The 17160-nt window shown below is 71.0% G+C and carries 15 protein-coding genes and 2 tRNA genes; 13 read left to right on the top strand and 4 right to left on the bottom strand.

Annotated features, from left to right (window positions below):
- Window positions 1–21: 21 nt before the first annotated feature.
- The 4 genes from ACFV1J_RS29725 (at window position 22) to ACFV1J_RS29740 (ending at window position 1349) form a co-directional block, all read left to right on the top strand.
- Window positions 22–453, top strand: a complete 432-nt coding sequence (locus ACFV1J_RS29725; protein ID WP_385863168.1) for a TIGR02611 family protein — start codon at window positions 22–24, stop codon at window positions 451–453.
- Between the two features lie 70 nt (window positions 454–523).
- A tRNA-Val gene (locus tag ACFV1J_RS29730) sits at window positions 524–595 on the top strand.
- A 148-nt stretch (window positions 596–743) separates the two neighbouring features.
- Window positions 744–1205 carry an SRPBCC family protein gene (locus ACFV1J_RS29735; protein ID WP_385863170.1) on the top strand — a complete coding sequence of 154 codons (462 nt, stop codon included), beginning with the start codon at window positions 744–746 and terminating at the stop codon, window positions 1203–1205.
- Window positions 1206–1277: 72 nt separating this feature from the next.
- Window positions 1278–1349: transfer RNA gene (locus tag ACFV1J_RS29740), tRNA-Val, on the top strand.
- Between the two features lie 231 nt (window positions 1350–1580).
- Here the strand turns inward: ACFV1J_RS29740 and ACFV1J_RS29745 are convergent.
- A complete protein-coding gene (locus tag ACFV1J_RS29745; protein ID WP_385863197.1) occupies window positions 1581–2306 on the bottom strand; it encodes an exonuclease domain-containing protein in 726 nt (241 codons plus the stop codon).
- Window positions 2307–2515: 209 nt separating this feature from the next.
- Here ACFV1J_RS29745 and ACFV1J_RS29750 point away from each other — a divergent pair, with 209 nt between their 5' ends.
- The 3 genes from ACFV1J_RS29750 to thrS all read left to right on the top strand — a co-directional run bounded on the left by ACFV1J_RS29750 (window position 2516) and on the right by thrS (window position 6376).
- Window positions 2516–3103 carry a DUF4365 domain-containing protein gene (locus ACFV1J_RS29750; RefSeq protein ID WP_385863172.1) on the top strand — a complete coding sequence of 196 codons (588 nt, stop codon included), beginning with the start codon at window positions 2516–2518 and terminating at the stop codon, window positions 3101–3103.
- Entirely contained in the window at window positions 3103–4281 is a 1179-nt protein-coding gene (locus ACFV1J_RS29755; protein WP_385863174.1) for a hypothetical protein, read from the top strand. Before ACFV1J_RS29750 ends, ACFV1J_RS29755 begins: the two co-directional genes overlap by 1 nt.
- A gap of 112 nt (window positions 4282–4393) precedes the next feature.
- Window positions 4394–6376, top strand: coding sequence for a threonine--tRNA ligase (gene thrS, locus ACFV1J_RS29760; RefSeq protein WP_385863176.1), 1983 nt, complete (start codon window positions 4394–4396; stop codon window positions 6374–6376).
- 49 nt (window positions 6377–6425) lie between these two features.
- Here thrS and ACFV1J_RS29765 read toward each other — a convergent pair whose 3' ends face one another.
- Window positions 6426–7067 (bottom strand): potassium channel family protein, encoded by a 642-nt coding sequence (locus ACFV1J_RS29765; RefSeq protein WP_385863178.1) that lies wholly within the window; start codon window positions 7065–7067, stop codon window positions 6426–6428.
- A gap of 67 nt (window positions 7068–7134) precedes the next feature.
- Between ACFV1J_RS29765 and ACFV1J_RS29770 the strand changes: the two genes are divergently transcribed.
- The 3 genes from ACFV1J_RS29770 to ACFV1J_RS29780 all read left to right on the top strand — a co-directional run bounded on the left by ACFV1J_RS29770 (window position 7135) and on the right by ACFV1J_RS29780 (window position 9803).
- Window positions 7135–7692, top strand: a complete 558-nt coding sequence (locus ACFV1J_RS29770; protein ID WP_385863180.1) for an HIT family protein — start codon at window positions 7135–7137, stop codon at window positions 7690–7692.
- A gap of 135 nt (window positions 7693–7827) precedes the next feature.
- Window positions 7828–8601, top strand: coding sequence for a polysaccharide deacetylase family protein (locus tag ACFV1J_RS29775; RefSeq protein WP_385863198.1), 774 nt, complete (start codon window positions 7828–7830; stop codon window positions 8599–8601).
- Window positions 8601–9803 (top strand): YncE family protein, encoded by a 1203-nt coding sequence (locus ACFV1J_RS29780; protein ID WP_385863182.1) that lies wholly within the window; start codon window positions 8601–8603, stop codon window positions 9801–9803. Before ACFV1J_RS29775 ends, ACFV1J_RS29780 begins: the two co-directional genes overlap by 1 nt.
- 36 nt (window positions 9804–9839) lie before the next feature.
- On the opposite strand, the gene ACFV1J_RS29785 is transcribed toward ACFV1J_RS29780, so the two are convergent.
- Window positions 9840–11519: a hypothetical protein gene (locus tag ACFV1J_RS29785; protein ID WP_385863184.1), complete on the bottom strand. Its 1680-nt coding sequence runs from the start codon at window positions 11517–11519 to the stop codon at window positions 9840–9842.
- Window positions 11520–11704: 185 nt separating this feature from the next.
- Complete coding sequence (locus ACFV1J_RS29790) at window positions 11705–13903, bottom strand: elongation factor G-like protein EF-G2 (protein ID WP_385863186.1); 2199 nt, start codon at window positions 13901–13903, stop codon at window positions 11705–11707.
- 262 nt (window positions 13904–14165) lie between these two features.
- Between ACFV1J_RS29790 and pgsA the strand changes: the two genes are divergently transcribed.
- From pgsA to ACFV1J_RS29805, 3 genes are read left to right on the top strand one after another with little or no spacing between them, the layout of a single operon-like run.
- On the top strand, window positions 14166–14822 hold the full coding sequence (gene pgsA / locus ACFV1J_RS29795; protein WP_385863187.1) for a phosphatidylinositol phosphate synthase: 657 nt from the start codon (window positions 14166–14168) through the stop codon (window positions 14820–14822).
- Window positions 14819–15754 carry a phosphatidylinositol mannoside acyltransferase gene (locus ACFV1J_RS29800; protein ID WP_385863189.1) on the top strand — a complete coding sequence of 312 codons (936 nt, stop codon included), beginning with the start codon at window positions 14819–14821 and terminating at the stop codon, window positions 15752–15754. The genes pgsA and ACFV1J_RS29800 overlap by 4 nt, the downstream gene beginning before the upstream one ends.
- A complete protein-coding gene (locus tag ACFV1J_RS29805) occupies window positions 15751–16875 on the top strand; it encodes a glycosyltransferase family 4 protein (RefSeq protein WP_385863190.1) in 1125 nt (374 codons plus the stop codon). The genes ACFV1J_RS29800 and ACFV1J_RS29805 overlap by 4 nt, the downstream gene beginning before the upstream one ends.
- Window positions 16876–17160 lie beyond the last annotated feature (285 nt).

Raw genomic sequence — 17160 nt, forward strand, 5'->3', positions numbered from 1 at the left:
CCGTCCGGTAAGTTTGACGGTATGAATACGCTGAGTAACGGGGGGCCGGGGGTAGTCGAGGAGGAGACCGTGCCGCCCGAGCAGCCGCTCGGCTCGCGAGCGCCGCATTTCATCAAGCGCTCCCGGCCGCTGCACCTGAGCTGGCAGGTCGGCGTCTTCGTGGTCGGTCTCGCGGTGGTGGCCGGCGGAGTGATCATGCTCCCGCTGCCGGGTCCCGGCTGGCTGGTGATCTTCGCCGGCATGGCGATCTGGGCGACCGAATTCGTCTGGGCCCAGCTGGTCCTGCGCTGGACCAAACGCAAGGTCACCGAAGCGGCCCAGAAGGCGCTCGACCCCAAGGTGCGGCGCCGCAACATCATCCTGACCGCCCTCGGCGTGACGATCATCGCCGCCGGGGTCGCGGTCTACGCGTGGAAGTTCGGCCTGGTGCTGCCGTGGAACGTGGCCGAGTGACCGGAGCGACGAGTGGCCGGAACGTGGTCACAAGTGCCCGCCGACGTGGGGTAATGTTGGCGTTGCGCCCGGGCGATTAGCTCAGTGGGAGAGCGCTTCGTTCACACCGAAGAGGTCACTGGTTCGAACCCAGTATCGCCCACGTCACGAGGGGCGGCGGGTACTCGCGGACACCGCGGGTCACGCCGCCCCTTTTGCGCGTCCTGGTGCGTGCCGGCCCGGAGACCTCAAGTGCCCGGGCCCTCGCCGTCGTTGGGCGCCCGCCCTCCCGCGGGGCGCACACTGGGATCATGCCCGACTGGTCCCGCCGGCTGCACCGCTACCGCTTCCGCAGCGTCTGGCTGCTCGACGCCCCGCCGGCCGTCGTCTACGCCGTCCTGGAACGCGCCGAGAGCTACCCGCAGTGGTGGCCACAGGTGCGCGAGGTGACCCGGCTCGACGACCGGACCGGGACCGCCCGCTTCCGCTCCCTGCTGCCGTACGACCTCAGGGTGGTGGCCGCCGAGCGGGTACGGGACCCCGGCGCGGGCGTTCTGGAGATCGCGATGCACGGCGATCTGGCCGGCTGGGCGCGCTGGACGGTCCGCCCCGGCGCCGGCGGCACCCGCGCCGTCTTCGAGCAGGACGTCGAGGTCCGCAAGCCGTTGATGCGGCGCGTCGGGCTGCTCGCGCGGCCGCTGTTCCGCGCCAATCACGCCCTGATGATGCGGGCCGGGCGGCGCGGGCTGGCCGGCTGGCTGGCCCGGACCTGAGGAAATTTGATGGAACGCCCGCGCGGCCTGTATTGTTCAGGTCGTTCGCGAGGGAATCCCCGCCGGACACCCGGGCGATTAGCTCAGTGGGAGAGCGCTTCGTTCACACCGAAGAGGTCACTGGTTCGAACCCAGTATCGCCCACCGGGATCAAGAACCGGGCCACCAAAAGGTGGCCCGGTTCTTTTTGTTGAGTTGTGCGGGAGTGGAGTTCCGTAGTGGGGAGTTCCGTGCCGCAAAGTTCTGTTGCCGGTGCGTTCTGCCGCCGCGAGAAGCGACCCGGAAACGGAATTCCGCCTCTTTCTTTCCCGGCCGGCCGAGCGGTCGCCCGACCGGTTGCCGACCGGCCGGCCACGCGGAATTCCTGATGCCGAATCAGGCCGCGGCGGGGAGTTCCGGACGCAGCGGCCAGTGCGGATCCACCGATTCCGTACTGCCGCTGCGCGCGAACCACGCCTGCAGCCCACGGGCCTGGGCCGCGTACCAGACCGCCTGCCGGGTGTGCAGCTCCGCCGGGTGCAGGCCCTTGAGCCGATCCTCGAACCTGTGCCCCAGTGCACGCACCACCTGCAGCGCGGCCAGCGCGTCCGCGGCCGCGTCGTGCGCCTCGGTCAGCTCGACCTCGTACTGCACACACAGGTCGGCGAGGGTGCGGCGGCCCTTGCGATAGCGGTCCAGGTGTTTGTCCAGCACCCGCGGATCCAGTACGCGCAGCGGATGCGCGCCCAGATACGCGTCCAGCGAGCTGGCGCGGTGCCGCTTCAACTCGCGTTCCAGCAGGGTCAGATCGAACGGGGCGTTCATCACCACCAGCGGACGGCCGGCCACCGACTGGGCGGCCAGGGCCCGCGCCACCTCCTCCAGCACCGGCGCCGGCCAGCGGCCGTGCAGGGCGAGGTGGTCGGCCGTGAGACCGTGCACCGCGATGGCGGCTTCCGGTATCTCGACGCCGGGATTGATCAGCCAGCGGGTGACGCGGGGCGCCGAACGGGGGGTCTCCTGGACCACCAGCGCGGCGGAGACGATGCGGTCCCGCTCGACGTCGATCCCCGTCGTCTCGGTGTCGAAGGCGGCAAGAGGGCCGTCATACCAGCACGGCATCATCCCAACTCCTCGCGCTCGTACGGGGGATGGTGGCGCAAAGCCACCCGAGCAGGTGATACCCGAGCGCACCGGTGGTCGAACCGTCCTTGTTTGCGGACCACTTGACGCGGAGACAACCACAGTGACGGGCCACGCGATCCGCCGGTTCCCCGTCATTCGACGCATCCGTCCCCGCGCACCCACCGAGCCCGGAAGGCACGCCCGCGATGACCATCGCGCAGCCCGAACCGGGCGGGCTGTCCCCCGCAAGCGGGAGGTACCCCCCGCCCATCGCCACACCGCAGCGCGGCGGACTCGCGACGACCGCCTGCATGGAGACGCTCCAGGTGGGCTATCTGCACGCGGTCGCGGCCGCCTCCGGCTGCTCGCTGGCCCAGCCCTTCCCGGACAACGGCATCGACTGGCACGTCAGCCACGGCGCGCCCGGCCACACCGTCGACGACGAGGTGACCATCAAGGTGCAGCTCAAATGCACCTACCAGACCGCCCCGCACCCGCCCGGCCCGACCTTCGCCTTCACCCTCGACAACGACCACCTGGTGAAGCTGGCCCGCACGCCCGTGTCCGTGCACAAGATCCTCGTCGTGATGCTCGTCCCGCGGACCCAGGAGGAGTGGCTGCGGGCCTCCCACGACCGGCTCGAACTGCGCCACTGCTGCTACTGGATCAACCTGGCCGGCCATCCGGTGACCGGCCGGCGCAGGACCACCGTGCGGATCCCGACCACGCGGATCTTCGACGACCGCGCGCTCTGCGAGATCATGACCCGGGTCGGGTCGGGAGGGAGACCCTGATGTACCGGCCGATCGACCAACCCGATGCGCGGCCGCTGGACCCCGCGCGGCTCGACCCCGCCGTCCTCAGCGCCCTGCTGGCCCGGCACGGCTGGCGGCGCCGGGGCGGGGCCGCCGGTCACTACGCCCGCTGGACCCCGCCCGGCGGCCTCGGCGGCACCAGCCTGCTGGTCCCGCACGACCGCCGCTTCCCCGACAGCGCGGAGCTGCTCGCCGAGGCCCTGTCGGCCCTCGCGCGCTCCGCCGCACCCTCCGCCCGCGAGGTGCTGACCGGGCTGGCGGTGCCCAGCGACGAGGTCGGCTGGGAGCGCGAGATCCCCGACGGCGGCTCGGGCGCCGCGCACTGGGTCGCCCAGGAGCAGCTGCGCGGTGCGGCCCGCGCGATGCTGGTCGCCGGGGCGCTGGGGACGTACGGCCGGGCCGGCTACTACGGAGCCCGGCACAAGCGGCGGGCCGAGGGGTTCCTGAGCGATGTCCTGGTCGGGCCGGCGGCCGCCGGCCGGCGGCTGACCGCCTTCGTCCCGGTGAGCGGCGGGCGCGCGGCGGTCGCCGGGCTGCAGCGGGCCCTGCACGCGGCCCGGGACGCCACCGACTACCAGCGCGCCACCGGCGGCATGGAGGCGTACGACGCGGCCGTCGAGCTGGGTGTCTGCCACGAGCTGGTGCAGGCGCTGATCGCGCTCGTCAGGGACGCGGCGGGGGTGCGGATCGCGGTCGAGTGGTCACCGGCGGCCGGTCCGCCGGCCGGCTGCCCGGCCCGCCCCGAACCGGTCGAGTTCTCGCCCGGCGATCTGCCGGCGCTGGAGCAGGCCGCCCGGCGCTACGTCCGCGACGAGCCCTCGCTGTCGGTCCGGGTGACCGGCACGGTCGTACGGCTGCGGCGGGAGCGGCCCGGCGGCCCGGGCACGGTCCGGCTACGGGTGCTGACCGGGGCCGACGTGGTCCAGGTGCGGGTCGCGCTGGGGGAGGAGGACTACCGGATCGCGGGCCATGCCCATCTCGTGGGGCTGCCGATCCGGGTCAGCGGCAGACTGGAGAGCCGGGGCGGTTTCCGCCGGATCACCGGGGCCCGCGACGTCACGCCGGTCCAGGTCGACGAGGCGGAGCGGGACCGGCTGCTGAAGTCGCTCCAGGAGAATCTCGACTTCTTCGAGGAGGCGTGCGGCGCCGACGACTGACCGCCCGCGGACCGGCCCCCGGAATCCGTTTCGCGGTCGGGTGCGACGGCTCGGTACGATTCGGCTGCGCAGCAAACGCTGACGCGCAGGAGACATGAGTCAGGAGAGACCGGTGTCAGACGTCCGTGTGACCGTCCAACGCGATTCCGAGCGGGAAGAACGCGTGGTGACCACGGGCACTACGGCCGCCGACCTCTTCCAGGGTGAGCGCAGCATCGTGGCCGCACGGGTCGCCGGGGAGCTGAAGGACCTGTCGTACGAGGTCGCCGACGGCGACCAGGTCGAGCCGGTCGAGATCTCGTCCGAGGACGGCCTGAACATCCTGCGGCACTCCACCGCGCACGTGATGGCGCAGGCCGTGCAGGAGCTGTTCCCGGAGGCGAAGCTCGGCATCGGCCCGCCGATCAAGGACGGCTTCTACTACGACTTCGACGTCGAGACCCCGTTCCACCCCGACGATCTCAAGCGCATCGAGAAGAAGATGCAGGAGATCCAGAAGCGCGGGCAGAAGTTCGCGCGCCGCGCGGTCAGCGACGAGGCCGCCCGCGAGGAGCTGGCCGACGAGCCGTACAAGCTCGAACTGATCGGTCTGAAGGGCTCCGCCGCGGACGCCGCCGAGGGTGCCTCCGCCGAGGTCGGCGCCGGCCAGCTGACCATCTACGACAACCTCGACCCGAAGACCGACGAGCTGTGCTGGAAGGACCTCTGCCGCGGTCCGCACCTGCCCAGCACCCGCGCCATCCCGGCGTTCAAGCTGATGCGCTCGGCCGCCGCGTACTGGCGCGGCAGCGAGAAGAACCCGCAGCTCCAGCGGATCTACGGCACCGCCTGGCCGACCAAGGACGAGCTCAAGGCGTACCTGGAGTTCCTCGCCGAGGCCGAGAAGCGCGACCACCGCAAGCTCGGTGCGGAGCTGGATCTGTTCTCCATCCCGGAGGAGCTGGGCTCCGGGCTCGCCGTCTTCCACCCCAAGGGCGGCGTGGTGCGCCGGGTGATGGAGGACTACTCCCGCAAGCGGCACGAGCTGTCGGACTACGAGTTCGTCAACACCCCGCACATCACCAAGGAAGCGCTCTTCGAGACCTCGGGGCATCTGCCGAACTACGGCGAGGCGATGTTCCCGCCCCTGGAGTTCGACGGGCAGAACTACCGCCTCAAGGCGATGAACTGCCCCATGCACAACCTGATCTTCAAGGCGCGCGGCCGGTCGTACCGCGAACTGCCCCTGCGGCTCTTCGAGTTCGGCACGGTCTACCGCTACGAGAAGTCCGGCGTGGTGCACGGCCTGACCCGGGCGCGCGGCTTCACCCAGGACGACTCGCACATCTACTGCACCAAGGAGCAGATGGCGGACGAGCTGGACAGCCTGCTCACCTTCGTCCTCGATCTGCTGCGGGACTACGGCCTGACCGACTTCGAGCTGGAGCTGTCCACCCGCGACCCGGAGTCCGACAAGTTCATCGGTGAGGACGCGGAGTGGGAGGAGGCCACCGAGGCGCTGCGCGAGGCGGCCGAGAAGCAGGGACTGCCGCTGGTGCCCGACCCGGGTGGCGCCGCGTTCTACGGCCCGAAGATCTCGGTGCAGGCGAAGGACGCCATCGGCAGGTCCTGGCAGATGTCGACCATCCAGGTCGACTTCCAGCAGCCCGCCCGCTTCGGTCTGGAGTACACCGCGGCGGACGGCTCCAAGCAGCAGCCCGTCATGATCCACCGCGCGCTGTTCGGCTCCATCGAGCGGTTCTTCGCGGTGCTGCTGGAGCACTACGCGGGTGCCTTCCCGGCGTGGCTGGCCCCGGTGCAGGCGACCTGCATCCCGATCGGTGACGCGCACGTGCCGTACCTGGAGGAGTTCGCCGCGCAGGCGAAGGCCAAGGGGCTGCGGATCGAGGTGGACTCGTCCTCGGACCGGATGCAGAAGAAGATCCGGAACGCCCAGAAGGCCAAGGTGCCGTTCATGATCCTCGCGGGCGACGAGGACATGGAGCACGGTGCGGTCTCGTTCCGCTACCGCGACGGATCGCAGGAGAACGGCATTCCGCGTGACCAGGCGATCGCCAAGCTGCTGGACGTGGTGGAGCGTCGCGTCCAGGTGTGACGCCCGTTCCGTGAAGGGCCCCGGCGAGCATCCGCTCCCCGGGGCCCTGTCATGTCTCGCCCTCCTGGCGGAAGCGGCGCAGCAGCCAGGAGGAGAAGGAGCCGACGACCGCGCCGACCAGGGCGACGCCGAGCACCATCAGGACGGCGCCGGTGACCCGGCCGCGGGGGGTGATCGGGGTGACGTCGCCGTAACCGGTCGTGGTCAGGGTCGAGCACGCCCACCACACCGCGTCGCCGAAGGTGCGGACGGTGCTGCCCGGCGCGTACCGCTCGTCGTGGTAGACGGCCAGGCTGGCGGCGAAGCCGAGCAGCAGGGCGGCCAGGCCGGTGTAGGCCATCACGCGGGCTTCCAGGGCGAGCCGGGGGTGGGCCCGGCGGCGCTGCATCCGGTCGTGCGTCTCGATCAGCCGCAACGGCCGGAGCAGCGGCAGGACGATCACGAGGAGATCCAGCCAGCGGGTGCGGACGAACCGCTTCCGGTCGTCGCTGAACACCAGCCGGGCCAGGTATTCGGCGACGAAGAGGCCCCAGGTGACGAAGCTGACCAGGGACCAGAAGGCGTGCCAGCCGGGGGAGAGGCCGGGGATCAGCACCTGGACCGCGTAGGAGGCCAGGAAGAGCAGCGAGGCGGCGAGCAGGTACGGCTCGGAGGCGCGCTCCCAGTCCCGTCGCCGCTGTTCCCTGTCCACCGGCCCAGCATCGTCCAGCGGCCGGTGCGGTGCGCCCCAACGACACGCTGCCAATGGGCGACGCCATATGCTGGCCCGTATGACAAGCGAGCCGGAGCAGCAGATCGGAGTCGGGACGCAGGACGCCTTTCAGCGCCTGTGGACGCCCCACCGGATGGCCTACATCCAGGGCGAGAACAAGCCGAGCGGCCCGGGGGCCGACGACGGTTGCCCGTTCTGCACGATCCCGGAGAAGTCCGACGAGGACGGGCTGGTGATCGCCCGCGGTGAGCGCGTCTACGCGGTGCTGAACCTGTATCCGTACAACGGCGGGCACCTCATGGTGGTCCCGTTCCGGCACGTGGCGGACTACACCGAGCTGGACGAGCCGGAGACCGCGGAGCTGGCGGAGTTCACCAAGCGGGCGATGACCGCGCTGCGCACCGCGTCGGGGGCGCACGGGTTCAACATCGGATTGAACCAGGGCTCGGTGGCCGGTGCCGGGATCGCGGCCCATCTGCACCAGCACGTCGTCCCGCGCTGGGGCGGCGACACGAACTTCATGCCGGTGATCGGGCACACCAAGGTGCTGCCGCAACTCCTCGCGGACACCCGGGCGATGCTGGCCGCCGCCTGGCCCGCGTAGGGTGCCGCTCGCCGTCCGGGCGGTCCGTCGGGGACGGCCCGGAGGCGACACGTACGCGGGCGAATCGGATAGATCGCCCTAATTCGAATTAGTTGCCTCTCTAATGGGGTGGTGACTTCCCCAGATCGTCGCTCGGTGCTGCGCGCGGCCGCCTCGGCCGCCGCCGCGGGCGCGCTCGTGTCGGGCTGCGACCCCCACCGGGACGAGGAGCGCGGAACCGTACGATCCGCCGGCCCGAGCCCCTCCCCGGCGGGCCGGGAACCGCACCGGCCGACCCACGCCGCCCGCCCGCCCACCCGGGTGCCCGGCCTGCCCGTCCAGATCGAGAACGGCCCGCGCGACGCCCGCGCGGTCGCCCTGACCTTCCACGGCCGCGGCGACCCGAAACTGGCGACCGCCCTGCTCGGCGAGGCCGAGCGGGCCGGCGCCCGGGTCACCGTACTCGTCGTCGGCGACTGGCTCGACGCCCAGCCGCAGATGGCCCGCCGCATCCTCGACGGCGGCCACGAACTGGGCAACCACACCCTGCACCACCGCGACATCTGCGCCCTGCCGGCCGCCGACGCCTACGCCGAGATCACCGGCTGCGCCGACCGGCTGCGCCGCCTCACCGGGACCATCGGCAGTTGGTTCCGCCCCTCGCAGACCCGGCGGGCCACCGGCCTGGTGACCCAGCTGGCCCGTAAGGCCGGCTATCCGCACGTCCTCTCCTACGACGTGGACTCCCTCGACGCGAACGACCCCGGTGCCCCGGCCGTCCGGCGCACGGTCCTGGACGCGGTCCGGCCGGGCTCGGTCGTGAGCCTCCACCTCGGGCACGCCGGCACGGTGGCCGCGCTGCCCCCGATCCTCGACGGCCTCCGCCGGCGCGGACTGCGCGCGGTGACGACAACGGAGCTAGTGACCTGATGGCTGACCGGAACCGTACCCACGACCCCAAGAGCCCCCGCGTCCGCCGCCGGGCGGCCGCGCTGCTCGCCGTGGCCTGCGCGCTGGTGGCGGCGGCCTGCAGCGGGCAGGGCAAGCCGGCCGGGCAGAGCTCCCGGCCGGTCGAACGCGCCCCGGTCAAGGCCGCCAAGCCGGGACTGCCCGGCATGCCGCCGCTGATCGACGAGCACGACCTGTACGCGGCCGACCGGCCGGGCAAGCTCGTGCCGCAGGTCAAGGACTTCCCGTCGCGGATCTACGTACCGAACACCGGCTCCGACACGGTCAGCGTCATCGACCCCAAGACGTACAAGGTCATCGAGACCATCCCGGTGGGCATCCAGCCGCAGCACGTCGTGCCGTCCTGGGACCTCAAGACGCTCTGGGTCAACAACAACCGCGGGCACGACCTGACCCCGATCGACCCGGCCACCGGCAAGGCCGGCGAGCCGGTCAAGGTGCACGACCCGTACAACCTCTACTTCACGCCCAACGGCAGGTACGCGGTCGTGATGGCCTCGATGGACCGGCAGCTGGTCTTCCGGGACCCGCACACCATGGAGGTCCGCAAGACCCTCCCGGTCAACTGCGCCGGCGTCAACCACGCCGACTTCTCGCCGGACGGCCGGTACTTCATCGTCTCCTGCGAGTTCTCCGGGGAACTGATCAAGGTCGACACCGAGAAGATGAAGGTCATCGGCCAGGAGAAGCTGCCGTTCGACGGGGCGATGCCGCAGGACGTGAAGATCTCCCCGGACGGGAAGACCTGGTACATCGCCGACATGATGGCCGACGGCATCTGGGTCATGAACGGCGACACCTTCGACCGGCCCAGGCTCATGCCGACCGGCAAGGGCGCCCACGGCCTCTACGTCAGCCGTGACTCGCGGTACATGTACATCTCCAACCGCGGCGAGGGCTCCATCTCCCTGCTCGACTTCCGCACCGGGGAACTCGTCGACAAATGGCACATCCGCGGCGGCGGCAGCCCCGACATGGGCGGACTGTCCACCGACGGCAAGGTGCTCTGGCTGTCCGGCCGTTACAACTCCGAGGTCTACGCACTCGACACGAAGACCGGCAAGACCCTCGCCAAGATCCCGGTCGGCCAGGGCCCGCACGGCCTGGCCGTCTACCCGCAGCCCGGGCGGTACTCCCTGGGGCACACCGGCATCTTCCGGTGAACCCCAGGGCCCGTCCGGCCCCTGCCCGGCCCCCGGCTAGGCGTTGTACTCGTCGGCCTTCTGCGGGTCCACGCCCTGGATCATGCCGCTGAGCACCAGCGCACGGTTGGTGAAGCGCTCGGTGTCCACACCGTGCTCCTTCAGGACGCCCATGGCGGCGGCGTGGACCGCGCGCAGGACCGGGGTCGCGGCGCGCAGCGCGTCATCGGCCATGAAGCGGTGCCGCCAGGGCTTGTCCGCCCAGACGTGCCGCAGACCGAACGGCTCGGGCAGCGTCAGCTTCCCGCCGAGGAAGTCCAGCACCGGCGGGAACCACGTCAGCGGCGCCCGGGCGGCCAGCCGGACCACCTCCTTGGGCTCGATCAGCGGCAGCGTCTGGGTCTTGGTCTCCCAGAACTTGACGACCTTGGCGACGTCCTTGGTCTTGGGCTCCGGCTTCGTCGTGAACAGGCCGTTGACCGGGCCGAGGGCGTGGCCGGTCACCTCGATGCGCAGCGTCTCGTGCAGCACCGTCACCGTGATCATCAGCGTGATCACCAACTGGCCGTCCCACAGCACGAACTGCACACCGAGGTAGTGGCGGTTGCCGCTGCCGAACTGCTGCTCGTTGCAGATCCGCTCTATCTCGTGCCCCCGGATCTGGAACGCCTCCACATGCGCGCCCTCGGGGCGGGCGACGGCGGCGGCCTTCTCCCCGATCGGGGAGACGATCCAGTGGCGTACGGACGGGGTGGGGAAACCACCGGTGTGCAGCGGGCTGCGCTCCAGCAGCCGCAGCTTGTCATGGATCGCCCGGATCACGTCCCAGCTGCGGAACGGGTGGATCTCCGTGCCCTCCTGGAGCGGCTTGAGCTCCTCGGCGAGCTGCCAGCTGCCCCAGCGGGTGCCCATGCCGAGTATGCCCTTGGGACCGGCGTAGAAGACCACGTTGCTGTTCTGCTCGGCGGTGACCTTGGCGAGGTTCTGGCGGAGGGTCTCGGCGGCGGTCTGGTTCGGGTCCTGCGGCACCGCCTCGGGGATCTTCGCGGCCACCCCGCCGCCCTCCAACAGTCCCTTCCAGGACTCCCGCATGGCCACCGCGGTCTTCTCGCAGATCTGCTTGGCCCACCACCAGCCGATCATCGGCACGATCACCATGGCCCGCGCGTACATCGGCCAGAAGCCGGTCAGCGGCAGCTTGACCATGAAGAACAGCCCCAGCCCCGCCAGCACGGTCAGCAACGTCGCGCCGAGCAGCGAGACGCCGTTGCCCTCGCCGTCCTTGGAGAGCATCTTGCGCAGCTGGAAGACGCCCAGCCACAGCAGCACACCGGGCAGGAACACCACGCCGAACAGCACCATCAGCAGCGTCAGTTTGGAGTCCCGCTGCTTGCGGATGCGGGTCGCCGACAGACAGTGCTCGACGACGGTCTGCGGCTCGATGCCGAACGACTGGATCAGCGGTTTACGGCCGCCGCCGAGCATCCGCACCTGCACGGCACGCGCGAACGCCTCGCCCAGATTCGGCTCGAACAGCGACAGCTTCGGCTTCTTGATCTCGGACTTGGCGGTGTCGGAGTCGGCCTTGCTGATGGCGGCGAGCGGGTCGTCACGGTAGGCGGCCGAGGCCAGTGCCTGGGTCGCCGCCGTCTGACCGGCGCTCCCCGAGAGCGGCACCTGCGCCCCAGGACTGAAGTCAAAGCCGTCTGCCACTACCGCCCCCCACACCGCTCGCATCCGATGATGCGGCTCTTCCCGACTTCCGCCGACGGCACACCTGTGACCTCGCGTCGCCACCGCCGAACAGGTGTCCGTCCCCCTGGTCAACGGCAGGATCTCAGCGTACAGCCGCCGTCCACCCCAAGGGAGTTGAGCCGGACGACGGCTGATTCAGGTCTCCTCCAGCGCTGAAATGACGTCAACTACCCGCCGTTCCCGGCCTCTTCCCGCACCTTCGCGGCGAGCTGCGGCGGCATCGGTTCGTGCCGGAGGTAGACCCGGGAGAAACGGCCGGTGCCGTGCGAGAGCGACCGCAGGTCGACCGCATAGCGTCCGATCTCGATCTCGGGCACCTCGGCACGGACGACGGTGCGGCCGGCCCCGGACTGCTCGGTGCCCACGACCCGGCCACGCCGTCCCGACAGATCGCTCATCACCGGCCCCACGTACTCGTCCGGAACCATCACACCGACCTCGTAGAACGGCTCCAGCAGATCGATCCGGGCGTCGGCCGCCGCCTCCCGCAGCGCCAGCGCACCGGCCGTCTGGAACGCGGCGTCCGAGGAGTCGACCGAGTGCGCCTTGCCGTCGAGCAGCGTGACGCGGATGTCGACCAGCGGATGACCGGCGGCGACCCCGCGCCCGGCCTGGGCGCGCACCCCCTTCTCGACGGACGGGATGAACTGCCGCGGCACCGCACCGCCCACGACCTTGTCCACGAACTCGATGCCCGAACCACCCGGCAGCGGCTCGACCTCGATCTCGCAGATCGCGAACTGCCCGTGCCCGCCGGACTGTTTGACGTGCCGGCCGCGGCCCGTGGCGGACTCGCCGAACGTCTCCCGCAGCGGCACCTTGTGCGCGACGGTGTCGACCTGCACGCCGTAACGGGCCCGCAGCCGCTCCAGCGCCACGTCCACATGCGCCTCGCCCAGGCACCACAGCACCACCTGGTGGGTGTCCTGGTTGTGCTCCAGCCGCATCGTCGGATCCTCCGCGACCAGACGGGCCAGGCCCTGGGACAGCTTGTCCTCGTCGGCCTTGCTGTGCGCCTGGATGGCGACCGGCAACAGCGGGTCCGGCATCGACCAGGGCTCCATCAGCAACGGATCGTCCTTGGCCGAAAGGGTGTCGCCGGTCTCCGCGCGGGTCAGCTTCGCCACACACGCCAGATCACCGGCGATCGCCTGCGGCAGCGGCCGCTGCTGCTTGCCGAACGGGGCGGACAGCGCGCCGACCCGCTCGTCGACGTCATGGTCCTCGTGCCCCCGGTCCGCGAGACCGTGGCCCGAGACGTGCACCGTCTCGTCCGGGCGCAGGGTGCCGGAGAAGACCCGCACCAGCGAGATCCGGCCGACGTACGGGTCGGAGGAGGTCTTGACCACCTCAGCGGCCAGCGGACCGTCCGGATCACACGCGAGCGCCGGACGCGACCTGCCGTCCGGAGTGGTCACCGCGGGCACCTCGCGCTCCGCGGGCGTCGGGAAACCACCGGTGATCAGCTCCAGCAGCTCGACGGTCCCCAGCCCCTGTTTCGAGCCCTCCGCGGCCGGTGCCGCGGCCAGCACGGGGTGGAACGTGCCGCGGGCCACCGCCGTCTCCAGGTCCCCGACGAGCGTCTTGATGTCGATGTCCTCGCCGCCGAGATAGCGGTCCATCAAGGACTCGTCCTCGCTCTCCGCGATGATCGCCTCGATCAGCCGGCCGCGGGCCTCCTCGATCAGCGGCAGCTCCTCGGCGGTCGGCTCACGCTCGGTACGTTCCCCCGAGGAGTAGTCGAAGACCCGCTGGGAGAGCAGGCCGATCAGGCCGTGCACGGGGGCGTGGCCGTCGGCACCCGGCGTCCCGTACAACGGCAGGTACAGCGGCACCACCGCGTCCGGATCCTCCCCGCCGAAGGTGGCCCGGCACAGCTCGGTCATCTCGTCGAAGTCCGACCGGGACGCCTCCAGGTGCGTGATGACCAGCGCCCGCGGCATCCCGACGGCCGCGCACTCGTCCCAGACCATGCGGGTCGCACCGGCCACGCCGTCGGCCGCCGAGACAACGAAAAGGGCCGCGTCCGCGGCGCGCAGACCGGCCCTGAGTTCCCCGACGAAATCGGCGTATCCGGGGGTGTCCAGGATATTGATCTTGATCCCGCCCCAGTCCACCGGGACCAGGGAGAGCTGTACGGAGCGTTGCTGACGGTGTTCGATCTCGTCGTAGTCCGACAGAGAGCCGCCGTCCTCGACCCGTCCGGCCCGGTTGACCGCGCCGGACGCCAGCGCGAGCGCCTCGACCAGGGTGGTTTTTCCCGATCCGCTGTGGCCGACCAGCACCACGTTCCGTAGGGCCGTGGGCCGGCCGGCCGTTACCGCCCTTCCGGCGGCTCCCGGGTGTGTACTCGTCTTCTCGCTCATGTGTCTCGCCTCCAGGTCGACACTTTGCGGTGATTCGAGCTTTCCACCGTGGTCACCCGGCGTCCATAGGTGGCACAGCGCCCCCGCGCTCCCAAGGGCTCCGAGGGCCCAGCCGCGCGCCCGGAGGCGCACGCCGACCGGCCCGAGCCGCGGGATGCACCCTGCGCCGCGATGCCTTCGTGGTGGCCGAAGACCTCGTGGCTACGATGGGCCAGCCGGTGGCCCCTTGACCGCGCGGCCCGTATCGACCTCCGGGAAGGCCATGCTGAACAAGTACGCGCGTGCTTTCTTCACGCGTGTTCTCACGCCGTTCGCCGCCCTGCTCATCCGTCTCGGCGTCAGCCCGGACGCGGTCACCCTCATCGGCACCGGCGGCGTGGTGGCCGGCGCGCTGATCTTCTACCCGCAGGGCGAGTTCTTCTGGGGAACGGTCGTCATCACGCTGTTCGTCTTCTCCGACCTCGTCGACGGCAACATGGCGCGGCAACTGGGCCGCTCCAGCCGCTGGGGCGCCTTCCTCGACTCCACCCTCGACCGGGTCGCCGACTCGGCGATCTTCGGCGGCCTGGCCCTCTGGTACGCCGGCGGCGGCAACAGCCTGACGCTCTGCGCCATCGCGATCTTCTGCCTGGCCAGCGGCCAGGTCGTCTCGTACACCAAGGCCCGCGGCGAGGCCATCGGGCTGCCGGTGGCCGTCAACGGTCTGGTCGAGCGCGCCGAACGGCTCGTCCTCACCCTCGTCGCCTGCGGTTTGTCGGGTCTGCACAAGTTCGGGGTACCCGGCATCGAAGTACTGCTGCCGATCGCCCTGTGGATCGTCGCCATCGGCAGCACCGTCACCCTGGGCCAGCGCGTGGTGACGGTACGCCGCGAATCGGCCGAGGCCGACGCCGTCGCACAAGGGGGGAACAACGCATGAGCCCGCGGCTGCCGCGGATCGACACCGGCACACTCACCGACGCGCTCTACGGACTGGGCTGGAGCACCGTCAAGCGGCTGCCCGAAGGCGTCGCGGTACGCCTCGGCCGGCGGATCGCCGACACCGCCTGGAAGCGCCGCGGCAAGGGTGTCCGCCGCCTGGAGGCGAACCTCGCCCGGGTCGTCCCGGACGCCTCCCCACAGCGCCTGGCCGAACTCTCCCGCGCCGGAATGCGCTCGTACATGCGCTACTGGATGGAGTCCTTCCGCCTCCCCGCCTGGAGCGAGGACCGCATAAAGAACGGCTTCGCACCCGAGGACGTCCACCACCTCACCGACGGCCTCAAGAGCGACCGCGGCGTCATCCTCGCCCTGCCCCACATGGGCAACTACGACCTCGCCGGCGTCTGGGTCACCACCAAGCTCAACACCCCCTTCACCACCGTCGCCGAACGCCTCAAGCCGGAAACCCTCTACGACCGCTTCGTCGCCTACCGCGAGGCCCTGGGCATGGAGGTCCTGCCGCACACCGGCGGCGCCGCCTTCGGCACCCTCGCCCGCCGCCTGCGCGACGGCGGCCTGGTCTGCCTGGTCGCCGACCGCGACCTCTCCAGCTCCGGCATACCCGTCAAGTTCTTCGGCGAGGAGACCAAGATGCCCGCCGGCCCCGCGATGCTCGCTCTCCAGACCGGCGCCATGCTGCTGCCCGTCACCCTCTGGTACGACGACACACCCGTCATGCGCGGCCGGGTCCACCCCGAGATCGAGGTCCCCGAGACCGGCACCCGCACCGAGAAAGCAGCCCAGATGACCCAGGCGCTCGCCGACGCCTTCGCCTCCGGCATCGCCGACCACCCCGAGGACTGGCACATGCTCCAGCGCCTGTGGCTCGCCGACCTGGAACCCCGCGAGCCCGGAACGGAGGCCGCGTGAAGATCGGCATCGTCTGCCCGTACGCCTGGGACGTCCCCGGCGGCGTGCAGTTCCACATCCGCGACCTGGCCGAGCACCTCATCCGGCTCGGCCACGAGGTCTCCGTCCTGGCCCCCTCCGACGACGACACCCCGCTCCCGCCGTACGCCGTCTCCGCCGGCCGCGCCGTACCCGTGCCCTACAACGGCTCCGTCGCCCGCCTCAACTTCGGCTTCCTCTCCGCCGCCCGGGTCCGCCGCTGGCTGCAGAACGGCGCCTTCGACGTCATCCACATCCACGAACCGACCTCCCCCTCCCTGGGCCTGCTCGCCTGCTGGGCCGCCCAGGGCCCGATCGTGGCCACCTTCCACACCTCCAACCCGCGCTCCCGCGCGATGATCGCCGCCTACCCGATCCTCCAGCCCGCCCTGGAGAAGATCAGCGCCCGCATCGCGGTCAGCGAATACGCCCGCCGCACCCTGGTCGAACACCTCGGCGGCGACGCGGTCGTCATCCCCAACGGCGTCGACGTCGACTTCTTCGCCCGCGCCGAACCCAAGGCCGAGTGGCAGGGCCGCACGATCGGCTTCATCGGCCGCATCGACGAACCCCGCAAGGGCCTGCCGGTCCTCATGAAGGCCCTGCCCAAGATCCTCGCCGAGGTCCCCGACGCCCGCCTCCTCGTCGCCGGCCGAGGCGACGAGGAAGAGGCCGTCGCCTCCCTCCCCGCCGAACTGCGCCACCGGGTCGAATTCCTCGGCATGGTCAGCGACGAGGACAAGGCCCGCCTGCTCCGCAGCGTCGACCTCTACGTCGCCCCCAACACGGGCGGCGAATCCTTCGGCATCATCCTCGTGGAGGCCATGTCCGCCGGCGCCCCCGTACTGGCCAGCGACCTCGACGCGTTCGCCCAGGTCCTCGACCAGGGCGAGGCCGGCGAACTCTTCACCAACGAGGACGCGGATACGCTCGCCACCGCGGCGGTCCGGCTCCTCGGCGACCCCGCCCGCCTCGCCGAACTCCGCACCCGCGGCACCCGCCACGTCCGCCGCTTCGACTGGTCCACGGTCGGCGCGGACATCCTCGCCGTCTACGAAACGGTGACAGCGGGGGCGGCTTCGTCGGTGGCCCCAACGGTGTAGGGGGCCTTCCCACGTACCTGGCTGACCCGCCGCGGGGCGTCCCGCCGTTGCGCTTTGCGGCGCGCCCGCACGTACCCGTCTGTCCCGCCGCGGGGCTCGGTCGCCGTTGCGCCTGGCGGCGGGCGTGGGTTGTCGGGTGCGGTGCCGCTCCTCCGGACTTCGTCCTGCGGCGCGGCCCCTCCCGTGAGTGGGGGGGAGAGGTTGGTGGGGGCGTGCGTGGTCCCTGGCTGGTGTCCCGTCGTTGCGTGCGCTGTGCGGCGCCTCCCACGTTTTTGTCTGCGGCGC

Source organism: Streptomyces sp. NPDC059649 (genome assembly GCF_042734445.1).
Classification (GTDB): Bacteria; Actinomycetota; Actinomycetes; order Streptomycetales; family Streptomycetaceae; genus Streptomyces.

What these genes read in the sequence shown, in the direction of transcription:
- ACFV1J_RS29725 (WP_385863168.1), top strand. Translation starts at nt 22, where the DNA reads ATGAATACGCTGAGTAACGGGGGGCCGGGGGTAGTCGAGGAGGAGACC.
- ACFV1J_RS29735 (WP_385863170.1), top strand. Translation starts at nt 744, where the DNA reads ATGCCCGACTGGTCCCGCCGGCTGCACCGCTACCGCTTCCGCAGCGTC.
- ACFV1J_RS29745 (WP_385863197.1), bottom strand. Translation starts at nt 2,306, where the DNA reads ATGCCGTGCTGGTATGACGGCCCTCTTGCCGCCTTCGACACCGAGACG.
- ACFV1J_RS29750 (WP_385863172.1), top strand. Translation starts at nt 2,516, where the DNA reads ATGACCATCGCGCAGCCCGAACCGGGCGGGCTGTCCCCCGCAAGCGGG.
- ACFV1J_RS29755 (WP_385863174.1), top strand. Translation starts at nt 3,103, where the DNA reads ATGTACCGGCCGATCGACCAACCCGATGCGCGGCCGCTGGACCCCGCG.
- ACFV1J_RS29770 (WP_385863180.1), top strand. Translation starts at nt 7,135, where the DNA reads ATGCTGGCCCGTATGACAAGCGAGCCGGAGCAGCAGATCGGAGTCGGG.
- ACFV1J_RS29780 (WP_385863182.1), top strand. Translation starts at nt 8,601, where the DNA reads ATGGCTGACCGGAACCGTACCCACGACCCCAAGAGCCCCCGCGTCCGC.
- ACFV1J_RS29785 (WP_385863184.1), bottom strand. Translation starts at nt 11,519, where the DNA reads ATGCGAGCGGTGTGGGGGGCGGTAGTGGCAGACGGCTTTGACTTCAGT.
- ACFV1J_RS29790 (WP_385863186.1), bottom strand. Translation starts at nt 13,903, where the DNA reads ATGAGCGAGAAGACGAGTACACACCCGGGAGCCGCCGGAAGGGCGGTA.
- pgsA (WP_385863187.1), top strand. Translation starts at nt 14,166, where the DNA reads ATGCTGAACAAGTACGCGCGTGCTTTCTTCACGCGTGTTCTCACGCCG.
- ACFV1J_RS29800 (WP_385863189.1), top strand. Translation starts at nt 14,819, where the DNA reads ATGAGCCCGCGGCTGCCGCGGATCGACACCGGCACACTCACCGACGCG.